Raw genomic sequence first — 15,483 nt, forward strand, 5'->3', positions numbered from 1 at the left:
TGGTAGATGGATTTCTTGTAAATCTTATGTCTGTTAACTCATTGGAAACGTAATAATGACTCGTGTCCCCTCAAAGCTTTTGCTTTCAAAACGAATGCTGCCGCCATGGCTTTCAATGATTTTAATGGTCATCATTAAACCAAGGCCAGTCCCTTTTTCTTTCGTTGTATAAAAAGGTTCTCCCAGTTTCCCCAGTTCATCTTCTGGTATGCCCTTTCCCTGGTCTTCAAAGATCAGCATCATTTGATTATGTTCCAATACGGATGTGACCTGAATGACACCTGTCACACCATCCATCGCTTCAATACCGTTTTTAAGAATGTTTAAGAAAACTTGTTTCAGCTCATTTGGTATACCTTGAATGTTTGGCAGCGACGGAGACAAATTCTTCTGAATAGACACGCCTTTTAAGACCGCCTGTGATTCAACGACCATGATCACTTCTTCGAGCAGAAGATTGACATGTACCGGCTCAAATTTCACCGATTTGCTTCTAGAAAGCACAAGGAATTCATTAATAATGGCCTCAAGCCGATTAAATTCAGACATCATGACATCTGCATAATCCTTCTGATATTTCTTACTTTGAATCATCAGCTGTAAAAATCCCTTTAACGACGTCAGCGGGTTCCGTATTTCATGGGCGATGCCGGCTGCAAGCTGCCCCACTGCCGACAGCATCTCTGACTTCATCAACATCTTCTCTGACTGCTTTTGATTGGTAATATCCTCTGAAATCCGCATCACAGTTGACTGCATTTTGTCAGGATCATCAATTCGGTGTAAAGAGACCCGCTCCCATCGTTCACGGCCTGATAAATCCTGAAAGTACAGCTCACCTGTCCAGCTGCCTTCTTTTAAACAAACGTCCCATTGCTTTTCTAAATCATCACATTGACACAGCGCATGATAGACAGAAAAGATATCTTTGCCGATCAGGTCGTATTCATGCTGCTGTACAAACTGGCAAAAGCGCTGATTCACGCATTGGATGACCCCTTCCTCAGTTGCAACAACAATATGGATATGGCTGTTATCCAGTGCTGTTACCGCTAGATGGAGTGCCTGTTTGATTTTTGACATTTCCGTCATTTTAATCCACGTCATCACCGCTCCCTCATGATCATGATCAAAGATAGGTGTGATGTGAACAGTGAATTGTTCGCCTTCATTCGTTTCAATTTCTCGTTCGATGACGCGCCTGTCCGAGATAACGGATTGTATGTCATGATAGAGCGTTTCCTGCGTAATCTTCTTGGCCATCGACTGAAAGGATTGCTGGTGCCTTATTTGAGCTGAAGTAAATAAAGAGGCAGCTGTAGGAGTGTAGTAGCGAATATTCATGTCCCGGTCCACAAACAACGTCGCAAGCTCCGGCTTGACAGAAGGTCTGTACAGTTCTTCCCTTGTCACCCTTAAGTTGTTTATGATATTAATGAAATGCTCGTGTTTTTTCTCAAGCTCCGCTGTTTGCGTGTTTCTCGCTTTTAATTGAGCCCTTGCCTCCTGTTCCTTTTGTTTGACTTCATTGAGTTCATTTTCTAAATCGACAATACGCTGTTGATAGACTGAATTCTGATCTGGCATCCCTTTTTCCCTGCCGTTCTTTTGATTTTTTCCTCTCTCATTCAGTCGAATGAGAATGACGTATACTCCTTTAAAACGGCGATCAAAACTCTTTATAATAAAATCCGCAAACTGCTTTCTGCCTTTTTCCGAAATGAGAACATGCTGAAACACAACCTCCGTCTCGTCTGTCCATACCTTTTGAAAGGTTTGACTCAACATCTCTTTCAAATAATCAGGCGTTACATATTCACATGATTGATCTGACACTTCTTTGTGGTCTAAGAAAGAATAGGCCCCATTTGACATCGCCAGGATTTTGTTACCATCATTGATGACCATACATGCATCATAATCCTCGCTCACTTCTTGCATATATTGTGCGGCTCGCTTTTGTAACTCGGCATCACGAGCGTCATGTATCCAAGGGACACTAGATGTAGAAATGTTTGAATGGGTGTAAATGTTCCACTTTTCATTGAACAGTTGAAACAATCGAGGGATATTGGGGACAGTTTCATTGGGCCCTAATATTAACATCCCTTGATCTTTTAAAGCATATTGGAATCGGGATAATACTCGTTTTTGCACTTCTGGCTCAAAGTACATCAGAACATTTCGGCAACTGATAAAATCGAGGTGGATAAAAGGTGAATCAATCAATAAATTGTGAGGAGCAAAAACAATATGTTTTCTAAGCGACTGCTTCACAATAAAAGCGTCACCTTTTGTTTCGAAATATCGCGCCCGCCATTTTTCCGGTATGCTTGCCATAGACTCTCTAGAGTAAAGACCTTTACTAGCTATTTGAATGGCTTTTCGGTTGATATCTGTCGCAAAGACTTGAAGTTCAATGGACACATCTCTTCGCTTCATTTCTTCTAAAAATAACATCGTAAAAGAATAGGCTTCTTCCCCTGTGGAACATCCCGCAATCCAAATTCGGCAGCGAGATTTCCCGTTGTTCATCGAATGGTCAATGATGGACGGTATGATCTTCTGTTCACATACACGAAAAGCTTCCATATCTCTAAAAAAAGTAGTCGTGCCGCTTAAAAGCTGGACGTGCAGGCGATCAAGCTCATCTGGTTCTCTTTCTAATAAACGATCGTACTCTGCTAATAATGACATCGGCTCGTTTGCAGTGCGCATCCGTTTTTGAATGACAGAAAGCAGTCTTTTCTTTTCATAGGTTGAAAAGGCAATCCCTTTATACATTTCAAGACGTTCAATGATTCTTAGTAAAGCTGGGTCTGTCTCATCAGCATGCGAGACATTCATGATATTGGCCATATATGCCGCAAGGGTAGATGGATCTTTGAATGTGTGATGATACATGCTGTCAAAGCCACTCTCTACCTCACTGCACGATAAGGCTGTACCACCTTGCTCAACCAACTGAAGCAATCCACTCCCCACACAATGACCTTTTTGAAAAAAGATCGCAAACGCCTCTTCCTTTTGAACACTGGCAAGTGACTTAAAAAGCGAGTCGACAGAGCATGCCTTGTTTGTTGGCAGCTGCTCTGATACATGCAGCCGATGATCTTCTGTTAACGTCACAGCCGCATGCTGCGGACAAAAATAGATGGTCTTCTTCATGACTTTCTCACCATGTTTAATCGTTTTTGCCCGGTAGCCAATCGGTAAAACAAGTGCTTCCAAATCTGTTATACAATCGCCTGTCACATGATTTTGCACAACAATAAAAGAGGCATTTAATTCATGTGGAAACGATTGAAAAAAAGCCTCAAGATGATGCTGTTCAAACGGCGAAACACCGATGCCAATCACTGGTGCCTGCACATGTTCGTCTTCTATCAAACGATTAATGATTTTGTCCTGCATCTGGTACCCCCATGTTCATTCGTCTGATACTTTTTTTCGACAAAAAGGAAGAAAACCCTCTAATTGTAAATAATGTTTTTTGCATGAAAACGTGAAAACATCCTCACATTAAAACAGATTGTATAAACAGAAGGAGGAATCTCAATGCAAAACGATCAGCATCCAATGTTTCAAGGAAGCGCTCAGCAGCCTGAGCTCAACCATGGCGGGCATGAGTTATTCGATTTACATGAAATTTTAGCCGGCACGATTAATATTTTGGATCAATATATGATCTTGCGGCAATTTATTCAAGATCCTGCATTATCCGACATCCTGGATCGACAATATCAATTCGTTTTATCCCAGTACAATGTCACTGTAGATTGTTTTTCTACCGGACAAAAGCCTAGTGAAGAAACCGCTACTTATATGATGAAAGAACACACACAAGTGACATACGGAATCAAACCTTCTCAGCCGAAGAAGCCGAATCAGTCATTACAGGATGTAAAAGACTTAGGCATCACAGGACATATGCTCAGCCTAGTCAAATCACATGCTGGGTTACTTTCCATGTCCGCATTAGAAGTAACAAATCCTGTTGTCAGACGTGTGCTTGCTGCGCAGATTCCGAACTTTATCGAAATGGCATATGAAATTTTCTTGTATCAAAACAAGCATAGCTACTATCAAGTTCCTCAGCTTTCCAAACAAGACATGACAGCCATGACGTCAGCTTTTGCACCGCTTCAGGGGCAGGTTCAAATGCCTCCTAGCAAGGCCGATCAACAAAAGCCTCTTCATTAAAAAAACGGCTGACCCCCTTCTCTGGTCAGCCGTTTTTTCTTTGGTACATCACTTTAAACTGTTCTTCAAAATCTGTGAGCCTCTCCCCTGTCGCCTGTTCAAAACCGCTAGCAAATTGGCCTGTTTTCGCAGTTTCCTCCATGATCTCATGTATGACGTCTCGTCCGTAAAGCTGCACCAGCTCATAGATCATATAATAGCTTTGTAAATATACATCTGTCTCATACGTTACCCGAGAGTTCTGCCAGTCTTGATCAGAATGAAGAGATTGAAAAGGAATCACGTCGAAGCGTTCAGACGTAGCATTTAACACGTCATAGGCCGTCCATTCTGCTGTTCCTTCGTGGAACCACAGCGGAAAAATTCCTGGAGACACTTCATATGAATGGACCTTTTCATAGAAAACAAAATGAGCGTACTCATGAATAAAAAGCGAATTGAAAAAATATAAAGGCAGTGTCTCTTTCTTCAATAATGCTTCCCGTTTATCTGGATATAGCCCAATCATCTGATCATGGTCAGAGTAAAATCCGGTTATATGCTTAATTCCAGCCATTTGTTCGATCGTCTCTTTATCATCAAAATAAATAACATCTAAAGGTCTGTCAGCTTCGAACTGAAACACTGACGCTGTTCTCTTCTCTGCCTGTTTCATGGCCTCAATTGTCAGATCAACAAAAGCATCCTCTTCCTCTGAATAGTAGATTCGAATATGTTCATAGACTTGCTTATTGAGTCCCTCCGTGATCACCGTTTTAGGAGAAGACTGCTGCTCCAAATATTGTCCTGTCAGCTGAAACGCAACATAAATCAAGTACGCGGTGAAAGCATAAAAAATCAGACCTGCTGCAATCATTCCGCCTACAAGTTTTTTATGAATCAATGACGGCTTGGCTTTCATTTGCTCCCCACCTGAATTCATCCTGCACCCTCTTTCTCTTTCTATGAAGAAACAAAGATCAACAAGAGGTGATATATTTTTTACTTTATGCAGTCAGGTGCGCGAGGTGCGGTTCCAAACAAAAAAGCCGCATATGACATACGGCTTTTGTCTTAGCTATTTTGATTCAGGGAAGACACGTCTAACCGTTTCAGTAAATTCATCGAATAATCCTGAAATCGGCTCTCCGCTTTTAATGCGTTTTCCGTAACCTTTCATACGATCGACAAAGTCTGGATTAGCAGATACATACACGTTGTCGATTTGTTGATCCGTTGATTTGACTTTGTCTGAAATTTTCTTTTTTAGATCATCCGTCACATCACCGCTTTTATTGCCTTCAAGTACAACGGCAACAAATGCATTTTTTCCTGTGACAAGCACGTTCGCTGACTTCACTTCAGACATATTGGCTACAAGCTCTGACGCCTTATCTGCCACTTTGACCTTCTGAGGTGTTTGAACATCTGGCTGATCCTGTCTCATGTTGTCATTCTTATATGTGACATTTTCATACTGCCGTTTCATTGTTCCTCTTCGCTCATCGCCTTGGTTGTTCATTCCACACCCAGCGGTAATTAATGTTGGCACGAGCAGTAAAGATAGCATCCATTTCTTATTCATCAATTATTCCCTCCTTTTGCTCATAGGTTTTTCATCCAGCCGGCTTTTTATGCACACATCCTCTGTTTCCGCAAAATGAATTCATAATTCAGCTGTGTTTGGTCATCCTAAACTTGATGAAAGATCATCACGATCAAATGGAGGGATTCGTTTGTTTAGAAAAAGAAAAGGTATGAGCACTGGCGCAATGATCGCAGTATCAACAGCTGTCATTGCATTGTTCTCCCCGGTTTTACGAAGAAGGCTGAAAAGCATGACACAAATGAATATGTCTTCAATGATGAAAAGCGCAAGCCATCAGCACCAAGACTCATCTCGCCATGAGTCACACTCACACAAAGAATCAAAAGGAACAGGTGAAGTTGGACAAATGATCAAGCAAGCATTCACAGCTGTCCAGCCAAATCAAACGAACCAGCACCAAGCACCATCAAGAACCCATCAGCCAACAGAGTCTTATGCGCAATCTCTTCACATTGATGAAAGTGTGATGAACGTGCTGGATGATGAATCCATCCAGCAAGTCATCAATGACATCGAGCACAAATGATAAAACAGGAGCCTTCATAAAAAGAGGCTCCTGTTTATTCTCCAGAAAAATGTTCTTTGACCATGAGACAAAAGGAAGGTAAAAATGTGATTTCGATTGTTGTGATGAAGTCACTATAATGCTCTAATATCAGCAAAAGTTCCTTTTCTTCCTTCTGATCTTTTTTTATTTCTACATGCTGCACTGTTTTAAAATCATATATTCCCAAAACAGATTCGGTCTTTTTTCGAACGACCTTTAAGGTAAATTCCTTCATAGCAAGCGACATAGTCACAACAAATCGCTCCTCCTGATTCTCGAAGCGAAACGTCAAATCTTGATATTCAACCGGCATTTCTTTTTCAAACCCGGCATCTGGCATTTTTTCAAAAAAAGAAAGCCAGTCCGTTTGATCTGGAAAGCGTTTTCCTCGCATTTTCTTCAATTCCTCATCATGAAAATTTTTATTAATTATCCTTTTTCCCCTTTTCTTTTGCAACAAATTTTAGTAATTTTAAAAAGGTGATTCTATTTTGCTAAGAGACCTCTTTATTAATTTAACAATTCTTGTCACTTTCCATTATTTATTTATGCTTGTGTTTAAAGAGAATTTTCTGAAAAAAGAAGATACCTTGCTCAGACAACTATGCAAAGGCATGCTTTCTGGGTTACTCGGTGTCCTTTTAATGTTCTTCTCTATTAAAACAGGACCAGCTATCATCGATTTAAGACATATTCCCCTTATTTTAACGGCCTTTTATGGAGGCATCGCTCAAACAATGATTGCAGCCTTTGTTGTCATCATTGGCCGATTATTAATTGAAGCCAACATCGCTTCATCCATCAATATTTTTTCCATGATGATTATCGCAACCTCTTCTTTTTTGATTGCCGAGCGTCATATGAATCATGTTGTGAAAATGCTGTTATCCATTACGATTGGTAATGTGGTGGCCACAAGCCTGTTTATCATGGTTGTGAATGAGACATCACTTAAACTGCATTTTGCTTATTGGATTTTCTCATATATTGCTGGGTTGTTTAATTTTTATGTCATAGAGCATCAAACAAAAGCATATCAGCTGTTAAATTTGTATAAATTCCAAGCTCATTATGACTTTTTAACAGGTGTTTTAAATAAACGGAAGTTCGATGAGGTATTAAGTGAAGCTTTTACTAAGAAGCTGAAGCAGCCTATCCATCAAATGTCCCTTATTTACCTAGACATCGATTACTTCAAAACCATCAATGATCAATATGGGCATCATGAGGGAGATATCGTTTTAAAAGAAATCGGTACAAGGCTGATTAAAAACACAAGAAGCTCTGATTATATTGGGCGGATTGGCGGTGAGGAATTCGCTGTCCTTCTACCAAATTGTACAATTGAAAAAACATGGCAGATCGCAGAACGCTTACGAAAAAAAATAGCAGATCAGCCGATTTATTTAAAAAATGGTATGTCCATTCACACTACGGTATCAATTGGGTGTGCTTATTCTCATGGAACGAGTGCTGACATCAAACAATTACCGATTATAGCTGACCAGGAGCTTTATAAAGCGAAGGAGTCCGGCCGAAATCAAGTGAGCTTTTCAGAGAGAAAAAAAGACCATTTGACATAGGCATTTTCCTCAATTTGTTAGCGCTAATTATTTTTAAAAAAGTTTTCGTTTAACAGTTGTTTTTTCCCGCAAACACTGGTAAAGTAAAGGTAATTATTTTTGTTCGTATCATCTTTAAGAAGAAAGTTTTGAAAGAGTTTTCGTCTTTGAAGTTTGTGTAAGAGCAAGAATAGTGAATTTAAGCGTTAAGATCGCTTTAGGAGGAAATTTCATGTTAGAAGGTAAAGTAAAATGGTTCAACTCTGAAAAAGGTTTCGGATTCATCGAAGTAGAAGGTCAAGACGATGTATTCGTTCACTTCTCTGCTATCCAAGGCGAAGGCTTCAAAACTTTAGAAGAAGGTCAAGCAGTTTCTTTCGAAATCGTTGAAGGTAACCGTGGACCACAAGCTGCTAACGTTAACAAAGCGTAATTTAAGAGCATCTGCTCTTTTAGCACTTTATAGAGTGAAGGAAAACCGTCCGGCTTTTGCCGGCGGTTTTTTTGTGCCATAAAAAAAGAGAACCTGATGAAAGGTTCTCTTTTTTATTTGTCCTTCTGCTTTAGCTTCTGCAAAGCAGAACGATACATATCATCATTCATTTTTGTCTCTGGTTCTTCTTCTTTGACAGGTGGTTCTGGCTGCTTAAACTTTTGAAGCGCCTGTCTATAAAAATCATCGCCAGACGCAGCATCATCTGTTTGAGAAGGCTCTGACGCTTTTTTTTCAACCTCAGGCTCTACAGGTCTCGCCGCAGCCTCTGGCTCGCTATGCGGCACGTCAGGCTGATTGGAGACATCTTCTTTGATCTCTTCCTTATCGGCCGATGCGTGTCTGACATTGAACGCTACTAATCCAATAATGACTAGAACAGCAGCTACTAACGCTACAATAATCGTCGCCAAAAGAACCCTCTCCTTATCGCTTAAATGATGCAGTGACTGATGCTACACGTCTTCCTAGTGCTTTTCCGAGTTCAATGCCTTCAGTAGAAATTAATTCATCTGAATCAATCGGACATGTCACACCAGCTCCATAGTAAGAGCCGTATAAAGCATTCTCTGGAACATTTCCAGGAAGGCCAACGACAAGCATTCCTTGGTGGAACATTGGTGTAATCAAATTGTGCATTGTCATTTCTAAACCGCCGTGTGTTGTAGCAGTTGTACAGAAAACAGCCCCGACTTTATCGATTAGTTTTCCTTCTGCCCATAAGTAGCCAAGACGGTCAATCCATGTCTTTAACCCAGAACTAATGGTACCAAAGTGACCAGGGCAGCCCCAAATGATCGCATCCATTTGATCGAGCTTGCGAATGTCCGCATCTTTCACGTGATCAATGAATACTTCAGCTTGCTCTGTTTCACCTGCGCCTGCTGCAATCGCTTCTGCAAGTGCTTTTGTATGGTCACCTTCACTATCGTATACAACATAAATTTTCATGTACGGTCCCTCCACACTTATCTTGCATCTTGGTTAGCTTCCTTAGGTGCCGGAAGCAGTGATATTTCTTGTTTCTTATGCTGCTGTTCTTTTCGCTTTTTATCCTTACGAACATCTCGCAGGAACAAGCTGAGAATGACACCAGCCGCACAGAATAATGTCACCCACATGTAAGCATCATTGATTCCCATCACGTTTGAATCAACCTGTGCTTTCGTAAAGAGCTGGGTGGATACATATTTTTGAGCAGCCTCAGCTGTCATGCCCATATGATGCATCACATTCGATACAGCCGCCTGGAATGAATTCATAAAGAACGGGTCCGCTGTATTTGTTTGATCCGCCATATTGGAATAATGGAATGTCGTCCGATTCGTATAAATCGTTGTGATCAAACTCGTACCGATGGAACCGCTTATTTGTCTTAATGTATTAGACATCGCTGTACCATGGCTGTTTAAGTGCTGCGGTAATTGGTTCATCCCTGCTGTCATAACCGGCATCATCAAGAGTGACATACCAAATGCACGTACTGCATACATGAGCACAATGTGACTATAGGAAGTATCAATGGTCAGCCTTGTAAACTCATATGTTGTGACAACGGTAATGAGCATCCCCACAATTGCAAGCGGACGAGGTCCAAATTTATCAAACAAGATCCCTGAAATCGGAGACATAATGAGCATCGCAAGTGCCCCTGGAAGCATTAATAGCCCAGATTGCAATGCCGTAAACCCAACGAGGTTTTGCAGATAAATCGGCAGTAAGAACATCCCTGTATATAAAGCAACCGTAATAATGATGTTAATGACACTTGATAATGAGAAAATGCTGTATTTAAATACGCGGAAATCAAGCATCGGATTATCAACTTTCAATTGTTGGAAAATAAAGAGAATGATCGCAATCGCACCAATAATAATCGTAGATAAGACGATCGGATCTGTCCAACCATCACTTCCTGCTTCACTCACTCCGTATAGAAGGGAAGCAAAACCGACGATTGAAAGAATCGCACCAAGACTGTCCAGCTTGATTTTTTTAGGCTCTACAATATTTTTAAACATAAAGAAAGCCGCGATAATGACAATCGCACCGATTGGCACAAGTCCATAAAACATAATACGCCAAGAATAATGTTCAATAATGTAACCAGATAATGTTGGTCCTACTGCAGGAGCAAACATCATCGCAAGACCAAAAATCCCCATTCCTTTCCCTCTGTTTTCCGGAGGGAAAATAAAAAGGATTGTTGTCATGACGAGCGGCTGTAAGATACCACCGCCGACAGCCTGAATCAAACGGCCGATGAGCATCGTTGAAAAGTTTGGCGCAATACCGCAAATAAATGTACCTAGCGTAAACGAGATCATAGCCACTAGGAATAAGCTGCGCTGCCCAAAACGTGTGATTAAAAACGCAGATAACGGAATCAGCACACCGTTGACAAGCATGTAGCCTGTTGTCAGCCACTGAATCGTCGTTGCACTTACATTAAATTCAGTCATTAAATGGGGCATGGCTACGTTCAAAAGCGTTTGGTTTAAAATCGCTACGAACAAACCGGCCATTAAAATGATCAGTAAAGACAAGGAGCCTGTTCCCTGTTTTGTCGCTGCAGGTTGATTTGCCATCTCAGACAACCTCCTTTCATTTTTTGATATCAATCATCATTAAGATGAAATTTTGACAGTAGCATTCATACCTGGAAGTACTTTGTCTGATGGGTTTTTAATTGAAATTTTCACTGCTACTTTTTGCGTTACTTTTGTATAGTTGCCACTTGAATTTGTTGCTGGCAGCATATTAAATGTTGAGTTTGTCGCATAACCAATTTGTTCAATGTTTCCTTCAAATGTTGTATCAGGATCACCATCTACAACGATGTCGACTTTGTCGCCTTTTTCAATGTTTTTAATATCTGTTTCTTTGATATTTGCTGTGATGTAAAGCTTGCTTAAATCAATTGTTTCACCAAGAACTGTACCAGGCTGCACTTGTTGATTGTTTTGTACTTCTTTTTTGACTAATGTGCCATCAGCCACTGCTTTAATGTTTGTTTTTGTTTGTCCTTCAACTTTTGCAACTGTGCTGTCTTTTTCGACTTCGTCACCTTCGTTGATATCCCAGCCTTTGATTTGTCCAGCTGCTGGTGCTGTAATTTGATACATGTCACCTGTCACTTTTGCCTCATCTGTTTTAACAAAGTTTGTGCTTTCGTAGTAGTAATAAGCACCTCCGGCAATAATGGCAAGAATCACAATAAGGCCAATAATGTTCGTTAGCAATAAACGCCCTCTGTTCATGTTTTGTTTCTCCTTTCATGTATAAAAATATAGTGTCATCTGCTTTAGCAAACTTAGAATGCCCATCATCTGACAGAATATGAAACAAGCTCAACAATCTGTCCTTTTCCCTTCATCTACTCCCGCCCGAGTCATGGTGTGCAGCCCATTTATCCTTATTGTTCACTTATGAGCAAAGAGCAGAAAAAGAAGAAAAGACGATCGGCATCTTTTTTGAAAAACTTATATTTAACAAGATTAAATATTAATAAATGAAAATTGAAATGTCAAAGAGAAAGTTTTACTTTTTTTCTGGTGATCCTTTCCTTCTCCACACAAAAAAACCTTTCAGCCCTTATGCTGAAAGGTTTTTTCAAATGTGCTCGTTATGAATGAACTTCTTCCTGCTGAAAAAATTTTTTTAGTGCGAGAAAAACGTCTGATTTTTGCTTCAAAATATAATGCTTAAATTTCTCATCCTGAATATGCTTATATGCTGACATTAATGTAGAATGCCGGTTGTATTGATTCACTTCACCGTAACAGAATAAATTGGCTTTTTTCATGATCTCAGAAACAAGTTTCACACACCGAGCGTTGTCTGAGGTCAAATTGTCACCATCAGAAAAATGAAAAGGATAAATATTATATCGCGACGGCGGGTATCGTTCGTCTATGAGCTCTAGTGCCTTTCGATAGACAGACGAGCAAATGGTCCCCCCGCTCTCACCCCGTGAGAAGAAATGTTCTTCGTCTACCACCTTCGCCTCTGTATGGTGGGCAATAAATTCAATATCGACCGTCTCATACTTTGTCCGTAAGAAACGTGTCATCCAAAAGAAAAAACTTCTCGCCATATATTTTTCCCAAAGTCCCATACTTCCGCTCGTATCCATCATCGCCAAAACGACAGCTTTCGACTCTGGTTTGGTCACTTCATTCCACGTTTTATACTTGATATCCTCTGGGTAGATTGGATAAAAGGAAGGACTGCCTGTCATCGCATTTCGTTTAAATGCCGACAGCATCGTTCGTTTTTTGTGGATATTTCCTGTTAACCCAGTTTTGCGAATATCATTAAATTCAATTTGCTCGACAATGATGTCGTCAAGCTCCTTTTGCTTGAGATTTGGCAGCTCCAGTTCACGAAACAGTGCTTCCTCGAGATCCATTAATGAGACTTCTGCTTCGTAATAATCCTCACCAGCTTGATCTCCAGCGCCCTGCCCCTTTCCTTGGCCCTGCTTACTGTCTGAGCCGTCGCGTGCAACAACATCGCCAACCTCACTGTCTCCATCGCCTTGACCCACATGCTTATTTTTGTCATAGTTATACCGAATTTTATATTCATCTAATGAACGGATCGGAATTTTTACAACATCTTTACCATTCGACATGATGATGCTTTCTTCTGTGACAAGATCCGGCAAATTGTTTTTAATCGCCTCTTTGACTTTTTTCTGATGACGCTGCTGGTCGTCATAGCCTTTTCGATGGAGGGACCAGTCTTCCTGAGACACAATAAACTGACTTTTTTCTTGCCGGGACATCCATCCCCCTCCTCACCTATTTGCACAATTCTTCTAGCCATCGATTCCTTTATCCTATGCTGCTCGTCATCCAAGTTGACGATCATTTCTAAAAAAGACATTACCGGTGCTGATGCGCCAATAATGCCTCCTTCATTTATTAACGATTCAGAAGACTGCCTACATATTTTAAAAGTTCATTTGCACTTGTTGAATTATAGCCATGCTCATCAATCAATCTAGCCACTACTTCATTGACCTTCTTCAGCTGCTGTTCATCCGGTGTCTTCGTTGATGTCGTGATTTTCACCACATCTTTTAGATCAGCAAACAGCTTCTTCTGAATGGCCTCTCGCAATCTCTCATGCGAATTATAATCAAATCGTTTTCCCTTTCTCGCATAAGCCGAAATTCGAATCAGAATTTCTTCTCTAAATGCCTTTTTGGCGTTTTCAGAAATACCAATCTGCTCCTCAATTGAACGCATGAGTTTTTCATCAGGATTCATTTCTTCACCCGTTAACGGATCACGCAGCTTGTTTTTATTGCAGTATGCCTCGACATTATCTAAGTAATTATCCATCAGCGTTTTCGCAGACTCCTCATAGGAGTACACAAAGGCCTTTTGCACTTCCTTCTTCGCAATATCATCATACTCTTTTCGCGCGACTGAAATGAAATTCAAATAACGCTCCCGGTCCTCGCTGGAGATTGATGGATGCTGATCTAACCCTTCTTTTAAGGAGCGAAGGACATCCAGTGCATTGATCGATTCCATATTCTTTCGAATGATGGTGGATGAAATTCGGTTGATTACATACCGCGGATCAATTCCGCTCATCCCTTCGTCATGAAATTCCTTTTTCATCTCATCAATGTCGACTGACTGGAAGCCTTCGACACTTTCTCCGTCATACAGACGCATTTTTTTCACCAGATCAATATCAGACCGCTTCGGTTCTTTCAGTCTCGTCAAAATGGAGAACATCGCTGCTACCTTCAGCGTATGGGGAGCAATATGCACATCTGAGACATCACTTTCTGAAATCATTTTATGATAAATGCGTTCTTCTTCTGTGACCTTTAAGTTATAAGGAATTGGCATCACAATAATTCTTGAATGCAAAGCCTCGTTCTTTTTATTTGAAATAAACGACCGGTACTCGGTTTCATTCGTATGGGCGACGATCAATTCATCTGCACTAATCAAGGCGAATCTTCCTGCCTTAAAATTTCCTTCCTGCGTTAATGACAGGAGGTGCCAGAGAAATTTCTCATCACACTTTAACATCTCCTGAAACTCCATCATCCCTCGGTTTGCTTTATTGAGTTCTCCATCAAAGCGGTACGCACGGGGATCTGACTCTGATCCAAATTCAGCAATGGTTGAAAAATCGATGCTTCCTGTTAAATCGGCAATGTCCTGAGATTTCGGATCAGACGGACTAAAGGTACCAATGCCGGTCCGTTTATCCTCTGAGAAAAAGATCCGCTCGACCCTTACATCCTCAATTCTGCCGCCATATTCCTCTTCCAGTCTCATCATGTTCAGAGGCGACAAATTCCCCTGCACACGAATCCCATATTCTCTATAGAAATCCTCCCGCAGATTTTGCGGAATGAGATGAAGCGGATCTTCATGCATCGGGCAGCCTTTGATCGCATAAACTGCGCCATGATCTGTCAGTGAATATTCTTCAAGTCCTCTTTTCAATCTAGTGACAAGCGTCGATTTCCCCCCGCTTACTGGTCCCATCAGTAATAAAATACGCTTCCTGACATCCAGCCGCTTTGCAGCAGGGTGAAAATATTCCTCTACTAATCTTTCGAGTGATTCCTCTAACCCAAACAGCTCCTGATCAAAAAATTTGTAGGTTCTGACCCCATTCTCCTCTTCAATCCCGCTGTCTTTAATCATATGATAAACGCGAGAATGAGCAGATTGAGCGACAAGTGGATTTTCCTTAATAATGTCTAAATAATCGCTGAATGTGCCTTCCCATTTCAGACGCTGCTCTTCTTCTCTGTGCTGTTCAATTTTCTTTAAAATATCCATATGAACCTCCTCTTTCAAGATTGAAGCTAGAAATCAGATACTGTTTTACAATCTATGCGGAGGCGTCCTATTACATGCTTTCGTTCTTCAAAATGACGAATTGGCAAACTGAATTGACAACCATCCGCAAGACCCTTCATAATAAAGGAAAAATAGGAGAAAAATGATTTTCTTCTCCTGCTTTTCAAGGTGAACTTCACATCATATGAAACAGGCAGCGAACGGAACAAAGGGATAAGGGGGAGCTTATATGAGAACGGTCATTA

14 protein-coding genes are annotated in these 15,483 nt (G+C 40.8%); 4 read left to right on the plus strand and 10 right to left on the minus strand.

All coding sequences use genetic code 11. The features are described 5' to 3' along the window. Positions 1-33 precede the first annotated feature (33 nt). A complete protein-coding gene (locus tag ACLGGR_RS04765) occupies positions 34-3,414 on the minus strand; it encodes a CheR family methyltransferase (RefSeq protein WP_410972587.1) in 3,381 nt (1,126 codons plus the stop codon). A 144-nt stretch (positions 3,415-3,558) separates the two neighbouring features. On the opposite strand from ACLGGR_RS04765, the gene ACLGGR_RS04770 reads away from it, so the two are divergent. After that, positions 3,559-4,203 (plus strand): spore coat protein, encoded by a 645-nt coding sequence (locus ACLGGR_RS04770; RefSeq protein WP_410972588.1) that lies wholly within the window; start codon positions 3,559-3,561, stop codon positions 4,201-4,203. A gap of 25 nt (positions 4,204-4,228) precedes the next feature. On the opposite strand, the gene ACLGGR_RS04775 is transcribed toward ACLGGR_RS04770, so the two are convergent. Next, positions 4,229-5,104 carry a hypothetical protein gene (locus ACLGGR_RS04775; RefSeq protein ID WP_323647541.1) on the minus strand — a complete coding sequence of 292 codons (876 nt, stop codon included), beginning with the start codon at positions 5,102-5,104 and terminating at the stop codon, positions 4,229-4,231. Between the two features lie 156 nt (positions 5,105-5,260). Further along, entirely contained in the window at positions 5,261-5,767 is a 507-nt protein-coding gene (locus ACLGGR_RS04780) for a YhcN/YlaJ family sporulation lipoprotein (RefSeq protein ID WP_285845971.1), read from the minus strand. Positions 5,768-5,918: 151 nt separating this feature from the next. Here ACLGGR_RS04780 and ACLGGR_RS04785 point away from each other — a divergent pair, with 151 nt between their 5' ends. After that, entirely contained in the window at positions 5,919-6,317 is a 399-nt protein-coding gene (locus tag ACLGGR_RS04785) for a spore coat protein (RefSeq protein ID WP_251215753.1), read from the plus strand. Between the two features lie 34 nt (positions 6,318-6,351). Here the strand turns inward: ACLGGR_RS04785 and ACLGGR_RS04790 are convergent, their stop codons facing one another. Then, positions 6,352-6,732, minus strand: coding sequence for a hypothetical protein (locus tag ACLGGR_RS04790; protein ID WP_251215754.1), 381 nt, complete (start codon positions 6,730-6,732; stop codon positions 6,352-6,354). A gap of 97 nt (positions 6,733-6,829) precedes the next feature. On the opposite strand from ACLGGR_RS04790, the gene ACLGGR_RS04795 reads away from it, so the two are divergent. Further along, a complete protein-coding gene (locus ACLGGR_RS04795) occupies positions 6,830-7,921 on the plus strand; it encodes a GGDEF domain-containing protein (RefSeq protein ID WP_410972589.1) in 1,092 nt (363 codons plus the stop codon). Between the two features lie 211 nt (positions 7,922-8,132). Further along, a complete protein-coding gene (gene cspB / locus ACLGGR_RS04800; protein ID WP_003212277.1) occupies positions 8,133-8,333 on the plus strand; it encodes a cold shock-like protein CspB in 201 nt (66 codons plus the stop codon). A gap of 113 nt (positions 8,334-8,446) precedes the next feature. Here the strand turns inward: cspB and ACLGGR_RS04805 are convergent, their stop codons facing one another. The 6 genes from ACLGGR_RS04805 to ACLGGR_RS04830 form a co-directional block, all read right to left on the minus strand. Next, positions 8,447-8,806, minus strand: a complete 360-nt coding sequence (locus tag ACLGGR_RS04805) for a hypothetical protein (protein ID WP_048240197.1) — start codon at positions 8,804-8,806, stop codon at positions 8,447-8,449. A 13-nt stretch (positions 8,807-8,819) separates the two neighbouring features. Next, positions 8,820-9,344, minus strand: a complete 525-nt coding sequence (locus ACLGGR_RS04810) for an NAD(P)H-dependent oxidoreductase (RefSeq protein WP_024425322.1) — start codon at positions 9,342-9,344, stop codon at positions 8,820-8,822. A 17-nt stretch (positions 9,345-9,361) separates the two neighbouring features. Further along, entirely contained in the window at positions 9,362-10,981 is a 1,620-nt protein-coding gene (locus ACLGGR_RS04815) for a DHA2 family efflux MFS transporter permease subunit (protein ID WP_041116922.1), read from the minus strand. A gap of 39 nt (positions 10,982-11,020) precedes the next feature. Beyond that, a complete protein-coding gene (locus ACLGGR_RS04820; RefSeq protein ID WP_142944360.1) occupies positions 11,021-11,653 on the minus strand; it encodes a biotin/lipoyl-containing protein in 633 nt (210 codons plus the stop codon). A 365-nt stretch (positions 11,654-12,018) separates the two neighbouring features. Continuing rightward, positions 12,019-13,182 (minus strand): sporulation protein YhbH, encoded by a 1,164-nt coding sequence (yhbH, locus tag ACLGGR_RS04825; protein WP_034282299.1) that lies wholly within the window; start codon positions 13,180-13,182, stop codon positions 12,019-12,021. Between the two features lie 139 nt (positions 13,183-13,321). Beyond that, positions 13,322-15,217, minus strand: coding sequence for a PrkA family serine protein kinase (locus tag ACLGGR_RS04830; protein ID WP_024425326.1), 1,896 nt, complete (start codon positions 15,215-15,217; stop codon positions 13,322-13,324). Positions 15,218-15,483 lie beyond the last annotated feature (266 nt).

This window comes from Bacillus sp. BD48, assembly GCF_046566805.1.
Taxonomy (GTDB): Bacteria; Bacillota; Bacilli; order Bacillales; family Bacillaceae; genus Bacillus; species Bacillus safensis.